The following is a 15,459-nucleotide window of genomic DNA, read 5'->3' as shown; positions in this document are numbered from 1 at the left end:
GCGTTGTTTCTCGTTAAACATCGGTCTGCACCCGATTGCGACCCGCATGCTTTGCCCGATACAGCTGTTCATCTGCGCGCTCGATCACGTCGCCGATTTCCTCGGCATCGCGGTGCTGGGCCACACCAAACGACGCGGTCAAGGGAATGGCCTTCGGCCAGGAATCGCCAGCCAGGGCCGCGCGCAGCTTTTCCGCCAGCGCTGTCGCCAGCGCGACATCCGTGGACTCACACAGGATCAGGAATTCCTCGCCACCCCAGCGCACCAGCTTGTCGGTCGAGCGCAGTTGCGCAGTGATGCGTGAAGAAAACAGGCGCAATACGTCGTCGCCGACCTGATGGCCGAAGGTGTCGTTGATATTCTTGAAGAAGTCGATGTCGGTGAAAATGATCGACATCGGCGGCGCCAGCAGCATCGAGGTGCGCATCAGGGCGTCGCGCAAGCCCAGGCGGTTGAGCGCGCCGGTTAGCGGATCGGTATGCGCCTGGTCGGCGAGCTCGGCCGATTCCAGCTCCAGTGCCCGGTTAATCTGGGCCAGCAATGCCAGCCTGGTATTGTTGTCCTTGAGTTCCCTGCGCATTGCCAGCGCGAATGCGATCGGCCAGGCGGTCGAAAACAGAATCCACATCGCCACCAGAGCACCAAGCAGCTGAGTCTTGCTGATCCACTTGCCATGCATTTGAAAGGATTTGACACGGTAGGTGTGCAGGCCCGGTTTGATCATGGTGGGGGTGGCGATCTCCATCCGGATGACCCGATCGAGGTTGACCGACGAATGCTCCACCGCGGGCTTGAAGCTGTCCTTCCACCATTGGGCAACGCCGAACCAGTTGAGCGGCACAACGGTCTTGCCGCTCGGGTCAACCTTAATCCCGACAACTTCGTTGACCTTGAAGCTGCGCCAGTTGCTCACTTCCGTCATGCCGTCGTCGAAATTGATCAGGCGCACGCGCATCATGGGGGCGCTGTTGGAGGGATGGGTGATATTCAAGGTCATGTGCGAAAAATCCGACAGATCTACACCCATCTGAGGCACGCTTAACGCAAGCGTGCAGTAGGGCCACTTGAACATCTGCACAATGTCGCAACCGAACATAAAATCCTTGTCGGTACGCTCCAGGGTCGCCACCGTTGCGCCTTTGCCGGTGCTGCGGTCGTCTTCGACGCGCACCAGCGCGCCTTCCCTGCCGGTCAATTCATATGTCCGCGTCATGCCGAAGCGATGCCACGTCAGCAGCACGACGGTAATAATGATCAGCAGAACCAGCGTCAAGCGGGCGTAGACGATCAGTTTACGGATCAATGGCGACGAGGAACTGAGGGCGGAGGACATAAGTCAGGCAAGAGTCTTTTACCACATGAACTGCATGCTTGACCTATGGTAGCGTATCCTTGACTTGCGATGCATCAATATGCAGGCACAGCGTCCGGACGTCCTTCGACACTACGCTCGAAGTTGCACCGCAACAACACTCGTCGCCGTGTTGAATGGGCGCGGGGTGTTCAGATCGACCACGCCGGCAATGCCGCCCTCTTCGAGTCCGGCCAGCGGACCTTTGTACACGTCGACCTTGCTGAACGGTTCGGAGGCGAACACGTCGTAATTGAAGTCGCGCGTCGAATTGCCCACGTTGCCCGACGAGGTGGCGCGCCCCGGGGCGCCATTGAAGGTGGTCACCGTGTATTCGGAGCCGAGGCCGCGCAACTGGATGCGCTGGCCTTCATTGCTGTTGCCATCGCGCACGACCTCGACGCCGGGCAGCCGGATCATCGCGTCGGCAATGTTCTGTTCCGGGAACTTTCCGATGTCTTCGGCCACGATCGACTCGCGCGTGGTGACCGAGGCGCGCTTCGAGTCGAGCGCCTTTTCCAGGCTGGAGCGAAAGCCGCTCACGGTCACGGTCTGGACGGGGGCGTCGGCGGAGGGACCGCTGGCGGCGGCCCCGCCTTGCTGGGCCGAAGCCTGCAAGGCTTGGGTAACTGTTGCGGCCGAGCCACTGTCGCGTCCACACCACGGCTCCACTCGCTCACGCTGTTGGCCATGCCCCGGCAAACGATCGGCTCGCACAGGTCACGCAGGTCGGCAACGCGTCCAGGCGTTCGCGCGCCCAGCGGTTGGGGCCTCGGCTCGGCATGCTGAACGGAGCGAACTGGTGCAGGCCGACGCGGATCAGGGGCTAGTAGGCGAGACGGATCAGGGCCGCGTTATCGTTGCCGACGCAGGGCAGCTTGGGAGGATAGTGGGCCGGGTTGCGATACGAGCAGCCGAGCGCCACCACCGGGGTCTGGGTGGGCGTCAACGCCGCGACCCTGGGTCCTTGTTTTACAACGGCGTCCGCTTCAGAATATATCAGGACGTAACACTTGTTCGGCCCGCATAGAGTCTGAAACGGAAAGATATCAACTGAAACGGCCTGCCGCCCGCAGGCCGATCAATCGTTCCCACTTCGGCCGCGATGGCCTGCCATGCCGAGAAGGCGCTCGACGCCCACCGGCTCTTCCATCAGCAAAGGAGTCACCGCGTAGCGCTTCGCGTGGCGCGTGGCGACCGCGTCTATCTCCCGCAACTCATCGAACGCGCGCTGGCGCAGCAAGGGTGAATGCGGCTGGGCCGCCGCGATGCTATTGTTGACGATCCAGGCCCACGGCGTGATTCCGGCGCGCAGCAAGTCGGCCTGCAGGTTTTCCGCCTCAAGCACCGGCGTGGTTTCGGCCAGTGTCACCAGCAGGACCTTGGTTTGCTTCGGATCTTGTAGCTGCATCATCGGCGTGACGAAGTGCACCCCCGTGTCGCCCATCTGGCGCGCCACGTCCCGGTGGTAGGCGCCCGTCGCGTCAAGCAGCAGCAGCGTATGGCCGGTGGGGGCGGTGTCCATCACGACGAATTTCTTGCCCGCTTCGCGAATGGCGCGCGAGAACGCCTGGAACACCGCGATCTCTTCGGTGCATGGCGAGCGCAGGTCCTCCTCGAGCAGGGCGCGGCCCGCCGCGTCCAGCTTGGCGCCCTTGGTGCGCAACACTTGCTCGCGATAGCGCTCCGTCTCGGCGTGCGGGTCGATCCGGCTGACGGCCAGATTTTCAAGCGTGCCGTTGAGGGTTTCGGCGAGACGTCCAGCCGGGTCGGAAGTGGTCAGGTGGACATCCAGGCCGCGGTGGGCCAGCTCCACGGCCACGGCCGCGGCAATGGTCGTCTTGCCGACGCCGCCCTTACCCATCAACATCACGAGGCCATGGCCGTCAAGCGCGATCTCGTCAACCAAGGCCGAGAGAGTGGGGGCCGAGAACACAAACGGCGCATCGTCGCCGGTCGATGCCAGCGGCGCAGCTTCGGCGAACAGTCCGCGCAGGGCGGCGAGCCCGACCAGATTGAAGGGTTTGAGGGCCACCACGTCGCATGGCAGGGTCTTGAGGTTCGCCGGAATGTCCGCCAGCGCGGCCTGCTCGCGGTCATGGATGGCTTGGGCGAGCCGGTCCCGCGGCGCCTCGGCGCCGGGCAACACGCCATTGATGACGAGGTATTGGCGCGACAGACCGATTGCGGCGAGCTCGTCATGCGTGCGCGCCGCTTCGCGCAGGGTGGCCGACTGGGCGCGGGCCACCAGTACCATGCGTGTGCTCAGCGGATCGGCCAAGGCGTCGAGTGCCGCCTTGTATTGGGTGCGCTGCTTTTCCAGTCCGGCCAGCGGGCCAAGGCAGGAGGCGTCGCCCTTTCCGTCATCCAGAAATCCGCTCCAGGCGCCCGGCAATTGCAGGAGCCGTATCGCATGGCCGGTCGGCGCCGTATCGAAAATGATGTGATCGTACGTGTCGTCGAGACTGGCGTCCGTGAGCAAATCGGTGAACTCGTCGAACGCGGCGATTTCGGTGGTGCAGGCGCCGGAGAGCTGTTCTTCAATTGCCTTGACCACGGCGTCCGGCAGCACGCCCCTGACCGGACCGACGATGCGGTCACGATAGAGCTGTGCCGCCGCCTGCGGGTCGATCTCAAGCGCATCGAGGCGCGGCACGGCGTCGACGCCTGTGATCTTGTTGCCGATACTGATGCCGAAAACCTGTCCGACATTGGAGGCGGGGTCGGTGCTGACCAGCAGGACCCGCCTGCCCGATTCGGCGAGATCGATCGCTGTGGCACAGGCGATCGATGTTTTCCCAACTCCCCCTTTGCCGGTAAAGAAAAGAAAACGGGGCGGTTTTTCGAGAAATTTCATGATGGCGTACCGGGTTGACCACATCGGCCGCCGGGACAGCAACTGGCCGGGTTCGCCGATTCCGCTGGCAACAAGAGCCCTGCCCAGCGCGCCAATTCGGCACGCTTCGGGTAGCGCCCAGCAAGGGCCACTTGGCCATCGACCAAAATGAGCGGCAACGCTTCATGGCCGGAACGTTCCAAAAAACCCCGGACGGTTGCGTCTTCGGCGAAGACCATCGGTTGCTGGGCCAGGTTGAAGCGCTCGATTTGTGCGCCCTGTTCATTTGCCCAAGCCACATCCGCCGAAAAATTCACCAATGCCTGGTCCACGTCCACACCGCAAACGCCGGTACTGCAGCACAGGGCCGGATCGAATACACGTATCATTTTCATTTTCAGACTCCATAAACAATCTCAGGGAAAAGCCGTGCCGACCCGATCCAGTCCGGCCTTTAAGAAGGCGAATTTTTTTGAGCGGTGGCGAAGTCGCTCGGCGCCACAGTGCCGCCCACAGTGGCGTCGTGCGGCGCCGGCGGGTAGAGCCAGCAAAACACCACCGTTGCGGCGGCCGCGCCGAGCAATTGGGCCGCGATGAATCCGGGCGCGTCGCCAGGGCGAATCCCCGCAAAGGTATCGGTTGCGCTGCGCGCCAGCGTCACAGCCGGGTTGGCGAAGGACGTCGACGACGTGAACCAGTATGCCGCGGTGATGTAGGCCGCCACGGCGAACGGCGTGACACTGGGCCGGCTTCGCGAACAGCCGATGATGACGGCGATGAGTCCAAACGTGGCGACAAATTCGCTCCACCATTGCGCGCCGCCGGTTCGGGCGTGCTGCGATGCCATCAATATCGGTGCCTCGAACATCAGGTGCGCCGCCGCCACTCCGGCGAAGGCGCCGATGATCTGCGCCACGATGTACGGCCCGACCTCAACCATAGGCATGTTGTTCTGCCACGCCTCGGAGAGCGTGACGACCGGATTGAAGTGGGCGCCCGAGATTGTGCCCAACATCAAGATCAACGCGACCAGCCCGGCGCCCGTGGCGATGGCGTTGGCCAGCAGTGCGATCGCCACGTTGCCGCCCGCAAGCCGTTCGGCCATGATGCCCGAGCCGACCACAACCGCGAGCAAGAAGGCCGTGCCCAGGCCCTCGGCCACAAAGCGTCTGGCGAAAGTCATGGTGCCGTCATCCCGATGCGGTCCATCTCGCGTTTGAGCGCCAGTTTGTCGAGTTTTTCGATCGGCAGGCTCTGGAAGATATCCAGGCGGGTCTTGATTTCGCGGCATATCCGGGCGAACGCATGATGGATATCGGCCCCGCTCCCCGTGGCCGCCGCCGGGTCCTGGAACCCCCAATGCGCGGTGATCGGTTGGCCCGGCCAGAACGGACAGGCCTCGCCCGCGGCCCGGTCGCAGACGGTGATGACGAAGTCCATTCGTGGCGCCTCCGGGGCGGCGAATTCGTTCCACGATTTGCTGCGCAGATTGTCGATCGGGTAGCCCAACGTGGTGATTTGTTCGAGCGCGAAGGCATGGACTTCGCCGGTGGGATGACTGCCGGCCGAGTAGGCCCTGAACCGGCCGCGGCCGGCCACATCGAGCATGGCCTCGGCCATGATGCTGCGCGCCGAATTGCCGGTGCAAAGGAACAGGACGTTGTAGGTTTTTTCGTTCATGGGATCTCCGTTGGTCGATCTGGGGTGGGCACGGTTTATGGAAGCGGGGTTCCGATGCGGTCCAACTCCGCCTTCATGCGGGCGCGGTCCGTATTTAGTTCGTCGAGCGGCAGCGCCAGGAACGCCTCGATGCGCGCGCAGAATGTGGTATGCCGTCGGAACATGGCCAGACGGGTTTCCTGCGCCAAGGCCGCGAGGGCATTGATGGCTTGATCGGTTTCCACTTTTTGTTGCCCCTTCCAAAGGTTCCACAATTCTACAATTATAGAACTATGAAAGTAAAGGGTATTTATGGGGCTATTTTTGCCTGGTGGCATCGAAAGCACTTTCACATGAACCCGGATTTTTCCAGTTTAAAGGCTGCCCCGCCAATGCTTGTCCGTCCCGCCGTTTTGACACTGGGACGCGCAACACGCCGTTGCATCCTGCCGCGTGAGTTCATTGAATTGCGCGTCATCGTCGGCCATGAATTTTGGCGGACGGTCCGGCCACAGCCTGGAAGGCAAGTCGCCGAGCGCGACGGCGATCGCGCAGCGCACACGCCGCGAACCACGTCCGGACAGCGCCATCGACAACATGGTCGGCGCATCGCGCTCGACCACCCCTATGCGCGCCGCGATCTCCCGGTTTGACAGATTTCCGTATTTTTCAAGCAGCAGCGCTTTCGCGGCCGAGACATGGCGTCGCTTCAGAGGGCGCCGGCACGGCCGCGCCTCGCGGCCGCCACCCCGCGGCTTGGCGCCTTTGTTGCCCTCCAATTCCCCCATCGCGTTTGCGGCACGCTCGAGCGCTTCCGCATGGGTGCGGCCCCGTCCGATGCATCCTGGTTGATTCAAGATCTGGGCGACGAACCCCTTGCCATCGTGGAAGATCAGGACGCAATAATCGAGGTCATCGGGCATGGACGGTCCTCGTTGGCGTATTGGCGCTTTTCAGCATCGTCATGCGTAGGGGCGCACGCCGATAGCATGTATCCGACACTGCGCACGGTTTTCACCATGTGACTGGCATTGCCCAGGGCGCGGCGCAGCCGCAGTACGTGTGCATCGACCGAGCGTTCCTCCATCACGATTTGGTGGCCCCAAACCTTGTCGAGCAACTGTCCGCGCGAGAACACGCGCTCCGGATGCGCCAGGAGGAAATTGAGCAGCTTGACCTCGGCGTGGCCGATATCGATCGCGCGCCCGTCCACGCTGACCATCAGGGTCGACGGATCAATCGCCACGGGGCCCAGCGACAGGATCGCGAGCGAGCGTTCGGGCGGGCCGCGGCGCAGTGCGGCGTCAACCCGCGCCGCCAGTTCGCGGGGCGAGAACGGCTTGGTGATGTAATCCTCCGCGCCGCGGTCGAGACTGGCGATCATGTCCTCCTCCATGCTCCTCGCCGTCAACATGATGATGGGTACTTTGTCGAACAGCTGCTCCGCGCGCATCCGGGACAATAGCGCCAGGCCGGACTCGTCAGGCAACATCCAATCGAGAAGCACGAGCTGCGGTGGCCGGTGTGCGATGAATTCCCACGCCTCACGCACGCTGTGCACAGCCGCGACCTGGCAGTCCACGGACCGCAGCGTGAATTTGATCAGTTCGGCGATTGGGTGCTCGTCCTCCACCACCAGCACGAGTGTCTTGCCGATGGCATTGGCGCCCATCAGGCGACGACGTCCTGCTTCGGCAGGCCGTATCCCGTGTGCCGGATGTCCTTTCCGTCAACAATATAGATCACATACTCGGCGATATTTTTTGCATGGTCGCCAATGCGCTCCATCGCCTTGGACACCCATATGATGTCGAGGGCGACGGAAATGGTGCGCGGGTCCTCCATCATGAAAGTGATCATGGTCCGCAGGACGGTGCGGAATTCATGGTCGACGGCCTGATCCTGCGCTATCAGGGCGAGCGGGTTTTTCTGGTCCAACCTGGCGAAAGCGTCCAATGCCCCATGCAGCATGTCGCCGGCGCGCTGGGCAATCACCCTGATCGCCTCATAATGATTGATCGAAATGACGCTGCGCTCCGAGATCGTCCTCGCGGTGCGGGCAATCTTGGCGGCCTCGTCGCCGATGCGCTCAAGGTCCGTGATCGCCTTGATCGTCGCCATGACCATACGCAGGTCGTTGGCGGCGGGCTGGCGGCGCACGATGAGATGGCTGCATGCATCATCGAGTTCGATTTCCAGCCGGTTCACCTTCTCGTCCGCCTTGACAATGCGGTCGGCGTCAGAAGCTTTGCCGGTTTGGAAGCACGCCACGGCTTCTTGAAACTGGCTCTCCACCAGGCCGCCCATGAGCAGGAAGTTGGAGCGAATTTCTTCGAGATCGTGGTCGTATTGTTTCGACGAGTGATCGATGGGCATGGAATTTCCTTAATGTTCAATCGCGGGATCAGCCGAAACGGCCGGTGACGTAGTTTTGGGTCGCCTCGTGCACCGGCGTCGTGAAAATCTGATCGGTCTCGCCGTACTCGACCACCTCGCCCAGGTACATATAGGCCGTATAGTCCGAGATGCGCGCCGCCTGCTGCATGTTGTGGGTGACGATCAGGATGGTGACCTTTTCCTTGAGCTGGCTGATCAATTCTTCGATGCCGGCCGTGGCGATGGGATCGAGCGCCGAGGTCGGCTCGTCGAAGAGGATGATTTCCGGATCCGTGGCGAGCGCGCGCGCGATGCACAGGCGTTGCTGCTGGCCGCCCGACAAGTTGTTGGCGAGCGAATGCAGGCGGTCCTTCACCTCCGTCCACAGAGAGGCGTCGCGCAAGGCCTGTTCAACCTTCTCTTCGATAACGTTGCGGTCCTTCTCGCCCCGGATCCGCAGGCCGTAGGAGATGTTCTCGAAGATCGACTTCGGGAACGGGTTCGATTTCTGGAAAACCATACCGATCCGCATGCGCACCTCGATCGGGTCGACTTCATCCGACAACAAATTGGTGTTGTCGGGGTGCAGTACGATTTCGCCGGCATAGCGGTTGCCGGGGTACAGGTCGTGCATCCGGTTGAAGCAGCGCAGGAAGGTCGACTTGCCGCAACCCGAAGGACCGATCAACGCCGTGACACGGTGCTCGAGCACTTCCATGCTGAGGTTTTTCACCGCGTGAAGCCCGGTTTGATAGTGGAAGTTGAGGTTGCTGACCGAAGCCTTGGAGCGGGCGCCGCCCGCGGCCTGGCCGGCCTTGGATTTCAAGAGGGAATTTTGCATGGTTTATCCTGTTACCAATTGATATTTTTACGCCAGCGATAGCGCAGCCAGATCGCCAGGCCGTTCATCGCCAGCGTCATCAGGACGAGGACGAAGCCGGCAGCCGCGGCGTTGGTCTGGAACGCTTCCTCCGGACGTGAAGTCCAGTTGAACATCTGGATGGGCATGACGGTGAAGGGCGACGACAGCCAATCGAACATCCCCGCCGGCGGCGTGCCGGTGAACGGCGCTGGAGGGAGAAAGGCAATAAAGGTCAGGGCGCCGATCGTGATGATGGGGGCGGTCTCGCCGATCGCGCGCGCCATGCCGATGATCACGCCGGTGAGGATGCCCGGCATCGAATACGGCACGATGTGGTGCTGCACCGCCTGCCATTTCGTCGCGCCCAGCGCATAAGCGCCCTCGCGTATCATTTCCGGAATCGCACGGATCGATTCGCGCGTCGCCACGATCACGATCGGCAGGATCAGCAAGGCAAGCGTGAGCCCGGCCGAAAGAATGCTTTGGCCGAATCCAAGCTGGTGCACGAACAGGCCCAGCGCCAGAAGTCCGTAGACGATCGAGGGAACGCCTGCCAGGTTCGTGATATTGATCTCGATGAGGTCGGCCACCCAGTCCTTCCTGGAGTATTCCTCAAGGTAGATGCCGGCGGCGATGCCAAGCGGGATGGCCGCCACCGCCGTCACAAACATGACGAGGACCGATCCGACCCAGGCCGACAGGATGCCCGCTTCGCCGGCGCGGCGCGACGGGAAGTTCATGAAGAAATCGCCGTCCACGCGCCCCATGCCCTTGACCGCCATTTCGAGAAAGAGGGCGGCGAGCGCGATCAGGCAGATCAACATGCAGAAAACACCGAGCATGATGAACCATAGATCCCACCGCTTGCTCTTCTTGACCATGCGGCGGATGTCCGCCGTTGTTTGGGATGTTTTTTTCATGGGCGCATTAATTAGTAGGTTTCACGGAATCGCTTGCGCAGGAAATAGCCGACCACGTTGAACGTCAGCGTGATGAGCATCAGGGTCAGGCCGGCCGCGAAGATCGTCTGGTAGCCGGTCGATCCGTGCGGAAGGTCCCCTAGGGCGACCTGCACGATATAGGTCGTGATGGTCGCGGCCGGCTCGAGCGGATTGAGCGTCAGGCTTGGCTGCATGCCTCCGGCGATGGCCACGATCATGGTCTCGCCCACCGCCCGGGAGCTTCCCAGGATATAGGCCGACGCGATGCCGGAGGTGGCGGCCGGCATGACGACGCGCAGCGCCGTTTGCAGGCGCGTCCCGCCCATCGCGTAGGAACCTTCGCGCAAGCTCATCGGCACGGCGCGCATGGCGTCCTCGGACAAGGAACTCACGTAGGGAACAATCATGATCCCCATCACCAGGCCGGCCGACAGGATGGAGAACCCGGGAAGGCTTGGAATCAATTGCTGCAACAGCGGTGTGACGAACAACAGGGCGAAGTAGCCGAACACGATCGTCGGCACGCCCGACAGCAGTTCGAGGATCGGCTTGACGATCTCGCGGGTGCGATGGCCCGCGAACTCGGACAGGTAGATGGCGATGACGGTGCCGAGCGGAATGGCGACCATGAGGGCGACCGCGGTGCTCGTCAGCGTGCCCGTCAACAGGACGATGATGCCGAAGTGCGCGTCGTCGAACAGCGGTGTCCATTGACGATCGGTCAAGAAGCGCCCGATCGTAACGTGCTTGAAGAAATCGATGGTCTCGCCGATCAGGATATAGAGGATCGCAATCGTCGTGAACACGGCGACGGAGGCGGCGGCAAGCAGCACCGCTTCGATGGAGCGTTCCTTGATGTTGCGAAGCGCGTTTTTGCGGAGCCGGCCCGAAATGGGCCGTGGCGTCATTGGTACGGATAGATGAGTCAACTGGGCGCTCATGGCGAACTTTCGGGTTAATTCGCGCGACCTTCGCAGGCCGCGCGTTTGCTGCGTCACAACCAGGGTGAAAACTTATTCCGTCGGATTGCGGGCCAACAGTTCGGAAACCTTGACGCCGACCTCGGCCTCGCCACCGAATGCCGTGCCGGTCTTCCTTTTACTGAAATTGCTCAGCGCGTGCTTGTAGTCCAAATCGTTCAGTGGCACGTACTTGACTTCGGCGACGAGCTTCTTGCCGTTCCGGAGGTAGTACTCGACGAATTCCCTGACTTCAGGCTTCTCGATCGATTTCGCGTTGACGTAGATGAAAATCGGCCGCGCCAGTGGCTGGTAGGTGCCGTCGAGTACGGTGTTCATCGAAGGCAGCACCGCCGGCTTGCCGGCTTTTTCGACGATCGCCACGGCTTTGAGCTTCTTGGCGTTTTCGTAGTAGTACGCGTAGCCGAAGTAGCCGATGGCGTTGATGTCGCGCGAAACGCCCTGCACGAGGACGTTGTCATCTTCCGATGCCGTATAGTCGCCGCGGCTGGACTTGGCCTTGCCTACGACCGCTTCGGTGAAATAGTCGAAGGTGCCGGAATCGGAACCAGCGCCGAACAATTTGATCGGGGCATCGGGCCAGGCCGGGTTGACCTGGTTCCAGCGCGTGATGACGCCCTGCGCGGCCGGTTCCCAGAGCTTTTTCAGCTCCTCGACGGTCATTCGGCTGAGGAATTTATTTTTTGGATTGACCACCACGGTCAACGCGTCGAAGCCGATCGGCAACTCGACATATTTGATGCCGGCCTTTGCGCATTCCTCCATCTCCTTTTTTAGGATTGGACGCGATGCGTTCGAGATGTCGATCTCGCCACGGCAAAATTTCTTGAAGCCGCCGCCAGTGCCCGAAATGCCGACGGTTACCTTGATGGCGCCCTTTTTCGACTTTTGAAAATCCTCCGCCACAGCTTCGGTCGGCGGAAACACCGTGCTCGATCCATCGATCTTGACGATCGGCTGGGCTTGCGCGGTTGCCGCAGCCAATGAAAGCGTTGCCGTCGCAAGAAGGGATGAGAGGATGCCGATATGTGATGCATTCATGAACTACTCCTTTGGGTTTAGACATCAAGTTCATCTTGGCCGGAAAATATTACGCGGTAATGACGGGGCCCGGCTGTCAGCGCTTGCACCGATGTGACGAATTGCAAGGGCTGGACGGGAAAACGGAACAAGCCCGGCAGGGATGCCGGGCTTGTTTGCATGCGGAGTCGATGGAGGCGCCGAGAACGCCGGCCACACATGTTGGCCAGCATGAATTGCCTGTGCATGCGATAAACCTGTTGCGTGAAATGACCCGGTAATCTTGCCCACATAAAATATTAGTTCTTGAGGCGCTCGCTGAATCCATGAGGGAAATTAGGCAGATACAATCGATCGCATCGACCTTGCATCGCGGCGCCGTTTTCACGAAGACGGCCAAAGGCCGCAATGAGGTCGCGCAACGCAGCCTTGGCTTGAGCAGCCGGCAGCGGCATGTGCTCATCTTGGTCGACGGCGTCAAACAGCTGCATGACATAAACAAGATTGTCCCTGAGGAGGAGCTCGCAAGGATTGTCGATTTTCTGCAGCAACAAGAGATGATCTCGCAGCAGGAAACCACGACCGCGTCGATGGCGCCCATCGTTGTTGAGCCGGCGTCCAGCGGGCCGCCACCGGGGATGACGGAGGACCCCGAGAAGATCGCCGCGCTCAAGCGACTGCTGTCCGAAACCGCACTGAAATATTTGGGATTGCTCTCCTCCGATATTCGAAGGCGTATCGACGCGGCCCAAGATTCCGCCCAACTTTTTCCCGTCCTCGGCCAATGGCATATGGCACTTCGCCAGTCGAAGCATGGCGGAGCATTTGTCGGGCAATACCTGGTCCCGATCGAAGCGAGTTTTTACGGGGGCGCGGTGCCGGACTGGCCACGGACTGGCCAGTAACGGAAGGGAAACTTGTATGAGGATCGCCGCCCGCAAGGCGTCACCACTTCGCCGGCCCCGGTGCTTCGAACGCGGTGCTCGAACCCGCGTTCGATAGATGAGGAGACCTGTTTCGATACCTGAAAGTGGCGGCAACGGCTTGACCGATTTGTGGTCCCGCCGCGCCAGACGCCAACTGGCTACGCCGCAATCCGCAGTCTTGGCGCGCCATTTAGCGGACTCCGCCCCCGCCGGGGCACGCCATCAATCCCGATCGTCGCGCTGTCGGAATGCAGAATCGAAAAAATGCTGACCACATCGGTCTGGCAGTTCGCCTCGTCGAGCAGTGAGTCGGCCGCCGCGGTGGCCTCTTCGACCAGTGCCGCGTTTTGCTGGGTGACCTTGTCCATCTCACCCATCGCCACGTTGATTTGCTCAATGCTCCTGAGCTGCCCGTCGCTGGCCTGGCTGATGCAGGCGATCATCGTCGTCACCTTGAGCACGCTCTCGACGACCCGCGTCATCGTCGCGCCCGCATCTGCGACCAACACATTGCCGACCTCGACTTTCTTGGCCGAATCGTTTATCAACATCTTGATCTCCTTGGCCGCGACCGCCGAGCGCTGCGCGAGGTTTCTCACCTCGGCCGCGACAACGGCAAAGCCGCGGCCATGTTCGCCCGCGCGTGCCGCCTCCACGGCCGCGTTCAGCGCCAGGATATTGGTCTGGAACGCGATGCCGTCAATGATGGTGACTATCTCAATGATCTTGGCCGCCGATTGCTGGATCGAGCCCATGGTATCGACCACTTGCGCGACAACCGTGCCTCCCCTTTTTGCGATCTCGGAAGCGCACCCGGCGAAACTGGTCGCCTGTTGCGCGTTTTCGCTGTTGTGCCGGACGGCTTGGGTGAGTTGCTGCAGGGACATCGCGGTTTCTTCCAGCGATGTCGCTTGCCTATCAGTACGGGTCATCAATTCGGAGGTTCCCGCAGCCATCTGATTTGCCGCGGTGGCGACCGTGTGCGTGCCTGTGCGGACTTGGCTGACGATGTTTGCCAAGCTGTCGATCATTTCCTGAAGGCTCCGCAGGAGCTGCCCCGTTTCATTCGCCGATTTTCCGCTAACACGGCTGGTAAGATCTCCCGCCGCCACGCGCCGCGCCACTTCGACAGCCTGATTCAGCGGCCGCGTGATGGAACGCGCGATCAGCATCCCGAATGTCGCTGCGCACAAGGCCAGAATCGCGACCGAAGCGCAGACAAGGTTGCGCGTCGTCGAAAGCGTGGCGTGGCGCGCCTCAATCATGCGCGTGATGTCCTCAAGAAGAGTGGCCCGCAACCGCGTTTGGGCGTCGACAGCAATGCTGATTTTGGCACGGTAATCCTCGCCCGCAAGCATCAGCGGATCGGCATCGACGATGTCGGTTTGGGCGATTTGCATCGCCTGATCCTCGGCGGCCATTGCGCCCTTGGCCCGCGTTTGCAGCCCGGCGGCCAGCGTCCGGTCCGCCGCACCGGCCCTCGATATGGTCGTCATCAGGCCGGCGTATCGATCATTGGCCTTGTCGATCAACGCCATCATCGCGATCCGGTCACGCTGCGTAGCCGTTCCGCCGGCGAGCAATGCCGCTCCCCTGCTACGGATTTTTCCGAGCTCCTCTGAGATCGCGGGCAACTGGACGAGGGCGGCATCGCCCAAATAGTAGGTCGCTGGATCCGGATCCAGGCTCAGCCCATAGTACGCCACCAGCAGCTGGTTTACCGCCAAGAGTTCGGCCACGAGCGCGGAGTGCTCCGCCAGGCTCTCCTTGCCTGAGATGAAGCGCTTGTTGATACGCTCGGACAGCGCTGTCCAATTTTTCATCGCCTGTCTCCAGGCAGGGATGACTTTGTTGTCGCTGGCGAGCCCAAGCATCGTTTGATTGACCTTGGCGAATGTCGCCGTGACCTCCAGCGTCCTGGCTCCCAGTGGGCCAGCGGTTTCATCGACACCGCCGAGCACCAGCGCGGATAGATCGCGATGCGACTGGACTTGCTCGATCGAGCGCGTCAGCACAGCAATCGGGGCGAGGCCGGCGAGTTCACGTTCAGCCGCATCGACGACTTTATTTGACTCAAGCAAGTAGAGTGCAAACGGCGCCGCAACCAGCACACAGCCGATCAGCCCAAGAATTAGGAATTTTTGCCAAAGAAATAGCCTGGCCAGGATGGTATCCATGTTTTCTTTCCATAGTGGATTCGATTTGATTGCCTATGAGCATTGTCGCAACCGGGCATGTCCTCCACATGACAGGACGAAAAAAATCCGAATCCACTTTGTAAGGGGGCGCCGGCCGGACCCGCGCCCCCGCTTTTCCGGCGCCCAGAACTAACGGTGCCGCGATGCGTCAAAAAGGCACGGGCTGCGCTCTGGCCGTGATGTTTCCGCACACAAGGAGTGTCCATGGACACCCGTACGCCAAGCTATACCTATCGCGGCGGGCAAAAACTCGCCCTCGTGCACGACGCGAACGAATTCGTCGTGCGCGCCCCCCCCCCCCCCCCCCCCC

At 61.4% G+C, this 15,459-nt stretch carries 17 protein-coding genes; 1 reads left to right on the top strand and 16 read right to left on the bottom strand.

Annotation, left to right across the window (positions count from 1 at the left end):
* Positions 1 to 13: 13 nt before the first annotated feature.
* The 15 genes from C7C56_RS24820 to C7C56_RS24755 form a co-directional block, all read right to left on the bottom strand.
* Positions 14 to 1,333: a GGDEF domain-containing protein gene (locus C7C56_RS24820; RefSeq protein ID WP_106760030.1), complete on the bottom strand. Its 1,320-nt coding sequence runs from the start codon at positions 1,331 to 1,333 to the stop codon at positions 14 to 16.
* 111 nt (positions 1,334 to 1,444) lie between these two features.
* Entirely contained in the window at positions 1,445 to 1,969 is a 525-nt protein-coding gene (locus tag C7C56_RS24815) for a TonB-dependent receptor plug domain-containing protein (RefSeq protein WP_229458985.1), read from the bottom strand.
* Positions 1,970 to 2,177: 208 nt separating this feature from the next.
* On the bottom strand, positions 2,178 to 2,300 hold the full coding sequence (locus tag C7C56_RS30410) for a hypothetical protein (RefSeq protein WP_267874736.1): 123 nt from the start codon (positions 2,298 to 2,300) through the stop codon (positions 2,178 to 2,180).
* Positions 2,301 to 2,432: 132 nt separating this feature from the next.
* The gene (arsA, locus tag C7C56_RS24810) at positions 2,433 to 4,208 is read right to left on the bottom strand and encodes an arsenical pump-driving ATPase (RefSeq protein ID WP_106760028.1); all 1,776 of its coding nucleotides are present in this window, start codon (positions 4,206 to 4,208) and stop codon (positions 2,433 to 2,435) included.
* Positions 4,205 to 4,582, bottom strand: coding sequence for an arsenite efflux transporter metallochaperone ArsD (gene arsD / locus C7C56_RS24805; RefSeq protein WP_106760027.1), 378 nt, complete (start codon positions 4,580 to 4,582; stop codon positions 4,205 to 4,207). Before arsD ends, arsA begins: the two co-directional genes overlap by 4 nt.
* A gap of 59 nt (positions 4,583 to 4,641) precedes the next feature.
* On the bottom strand, positions 4,642 to 5,370 hold the full coding sequence (locus C7C56_RS24800; protein ID WP_106760026.1) for an aquaporin: 729 nt from the start codon (positions 5,368 to 5,370) through the stop codon (positions 4,642 to 4,644).
* Positions 5,367 to 5,867, bottom strand: coding sequence for an arsenate reductase ArsC (locus tag C7C56_RS24795; RefSeq protein ID WP_106760025.1), 501 nt, complete (start codon positions 5,865 to 5,867; stop codon positions 5,367 to 5,369). The genes C7C56_RS24800 and C7C56_RS24795 overlap by 4 nt, the downstream gene beginning before the upstream one ends.
* 35 nt (positions 5,868 to 5,902) lie before the next feature.
* A complete protein-coding gene (locus C7C56_RS30160) occupies positions 5,903 to 6,091 on the bottom strand; it encodes a hypothetical protein (protein ID WP_229458984.1) in 189 nt (62 codons plus the stop codon).
* 129 nt (positions 6,092 to 6,220) lie between these two features.
* Positions 6,221 to 6,769, bottom strand: a complete 549-nt coding sequence (locus tag C7C56_RS24785; RefSeq protein WP_146204633.1) for a type II toxin-antitoxin system HicB family antitoxin — start codon at positions 6,767 to 6,769, stop codon at positions 6,221 to 6,223.
* Positions 6,739 to 7,518, bottom strand: a complete 780-nt coding sequence (locus C7C56_RS24780; RefSeq protein WP_106760023.1) for a response regulator — start codon at positions 7,516 to 7,518, stop codon at positions 6,739 to 6,741. Before C7C56_RS24780 ends, C7C56_RS24785 begins: the two co-directional genes overlap by 31 nt.
* Positions 7,518 to 8,222: a phosphate signaling complex protein PhoU gene (gene phoU, locus C7C56_RS24775; RefSeq protein ID WP_106760022.1), complete on the bottom strand. Its 705-nt coding sequence runs from the start codon at positions 8,220 to 8,222 to the stop codon at positions 7,518 to 7,520. The genes C7C56_RS24780 and phoU overlap by 1 nt, the downstream gene beginning before the upstream one ends.
* 28 nt (positions 8,223 to 8,250) lie before the next feature.
* Positions 8,251 to 9,063 carry a phosphate ABC transporter ATP-binding protein PstB gene (gene pstB, locus C7C56_RS24770; RefSeq protein ID WP_106760021.1) on the bottom strand — a complete coding sequence of 271 codons (813 nt, stop codon included), beginning with the start codon at positions 9,061 to 9,063 and terminating at the stop codon, positions 8,251 to 8,253.
* A gap of 11 nt (positions 9,064 to 9,074) precedes the next feature.
* Complete coding sequence (gene pstA / locus C7C56_RS24765; protein ID WP_106760020.1) at positions 9,075 to 10,004, bottom strand: phosphate ABC transporter permease PstA; 930 nt, start codon at positions 10,002 to 10,004, stop codon at positions 9,075 to 9,077.
* An 11-nt stretch (positions 10,005 to 10,015) separates the two neighbouring features.
* Positions 10,016 to 10,933, bottom strand: a complete 918-nt coding sequence (pstC, locus tag C7C56_RS24760) for a phosphate ABC transporter permease subunit PstC (RefSeq protein WP_219933225.1) — start codon at positions 10,931 to 10,933, stop codon at positions 10,016 to 10,018.
* Positions 10,934 to 11,038: 105 nt separating this feature from the next.
* Complete coding sequence (locus C7C56_RS24755) at positions 11,039 to 12,046, bottom strand: PstS family phosphate ABC transporter substrate-binding protein (RefSeq protein WP_106760018.1); 1,008 nt, start codon at positions 12,044 to 12,046, stop codon at positions 11,039 to 11,041.
* 305 nt (positions 12,047 to 12,351) lie between these two features.
* Between C7C56_RS24755 and C7C56_RS24750 the strand changes: the two genes are divergently transcribed.
* On the top strand, positions 12,352 to 12,930 hold the full coding sequence (locus tag C7C56_RS24750) for a hypothetical protein (RefSeq protein WP_106760017.1): 579 nt from the start codon (positions 12,352 to 12,354) through the stop codon (positions 12,928 to 12,930).
* Between the two features lie 179 nt (positions 12,931 to 13,109).
* Here C7C56_RS24750 and C7C56_RS24745 read toward each other — a convergent pair whose 3' ends face one another.
* A complete protein-coding gene (locus C7C56_RS24745) occupies positions 13,110 to 15,128 on the bottom strand; it encodes a methyl-accepting chemotaxis protein (RefSeq protein WP_229458983.1) in 2,019 nt (672 codons plus the stop codon).
* Positions 15,129 to 15,459: the final 331 nt, after the last annotated feature.

Origin of the sequence: Massilia glaciei, assembly GCF_003011895.2 — a bacterium.
GTDB lineage: Bacteria > Pseudomonadota > Gammaproteobacteria > Burkholderiales > Burkholderiaceae_D > Telluria_A > Telluria_A glaciei.
This window is presented reverse-complemented; position numbering and strand designations above follow the sequence as displayed.

Coding starts and splice junctions, on each gene's coding strand:
- C7C56_RS24820 (WP_106760030.1), bottom strand. CDS start 1,333: ATGTCCTCCGCCCTCAGTTCCTCGTCGCCATTGATCCGTAAACTGATC.
- arsA (WP_106760028.1), bottom strand. CDS start 4,208: ATGAAATTTCTCGAAAAACCGCCCCGTTTTCTTTTCTTTACCGGCAAA.
- arsD (WP_106760027.1), bottom strand. CDS start 4,582: ATGAAAATGATACGTGTATTCGATCCGGCCCTGTGCTGCAGTACCGGC.
- C7C56_RS24800 (WP_106760026.1), bottom strand. CDS start 5,370: ATGACTTTCGCCAGACGCTTTGTGGCCGAGGGCCTGGGCACGGCCTTC.
- C7C56_RS24795 (WP_106760025.1), bottom strand. CDS start 5,867: ATGAACGAAAAAACCTACAACGTCCTGTTCCTTTGCACCGGCAATTCG.
- C7C56_RS24785 (WP_146204633.1), bottom strand. CDS start 6,769: ATGCCCGATGACCTCGATTATTGCGTCCTGATCTTCCACGATGGCAAG.
- C7C56_RS24780 (WP_106760023.1), bottom strand. CDS start 7,518: ATGGGCGCCAATGCCATCGGCAAGACACTCGTGCTGGTGGTGGAGGAC.
- phoU (WP_106760022.1), bottom strand. CDS start 8,222: ATGCCCATCGATCACTCGTCGAAACAATACGACCACGATCTCGAAGAA.
- pstB (WP_106760021.1), bottom strand. CDS start 9,063: ATGCAAAATTCCCTCTTGAAATCCAAGGCCGGCCAGGCCGCGGGCGGC.
- pstA (WP_106760020.1), bottom strand. CDS start 10,004: ATGAAAAAAACATCCCAAACAACGGCGGACATCCGCCGCATGGTCAAG.
- pstC (WP_219933225.1), bottom strand. CDS start 10,933: ATGACGCCACGGCCCATTTCGGGCCGGCTCCGCAAAAACGCGCTTCGC.
- C7C56_RS24755 (WP_106760018.1), bottom strand. CDS start 12,046: ATGAATGCATCACATATCGGCATCCTCTCATCCCTTCTTGCGACGGCA.
- C7C56_RS24750 (WP_106760017.1), top strand. CDS start 12,352: ATGAGGGAAATTAGGCAGATACAATCGATCGCATCGACCTTGCATCGC.
- C7C56_RS24745 (WP_229458983.1), bottom strand. CDS start 15,128: ATGGATACCATCCTGGCCAGGCTATTTCTTTGGCAAAAATTCCTAATT.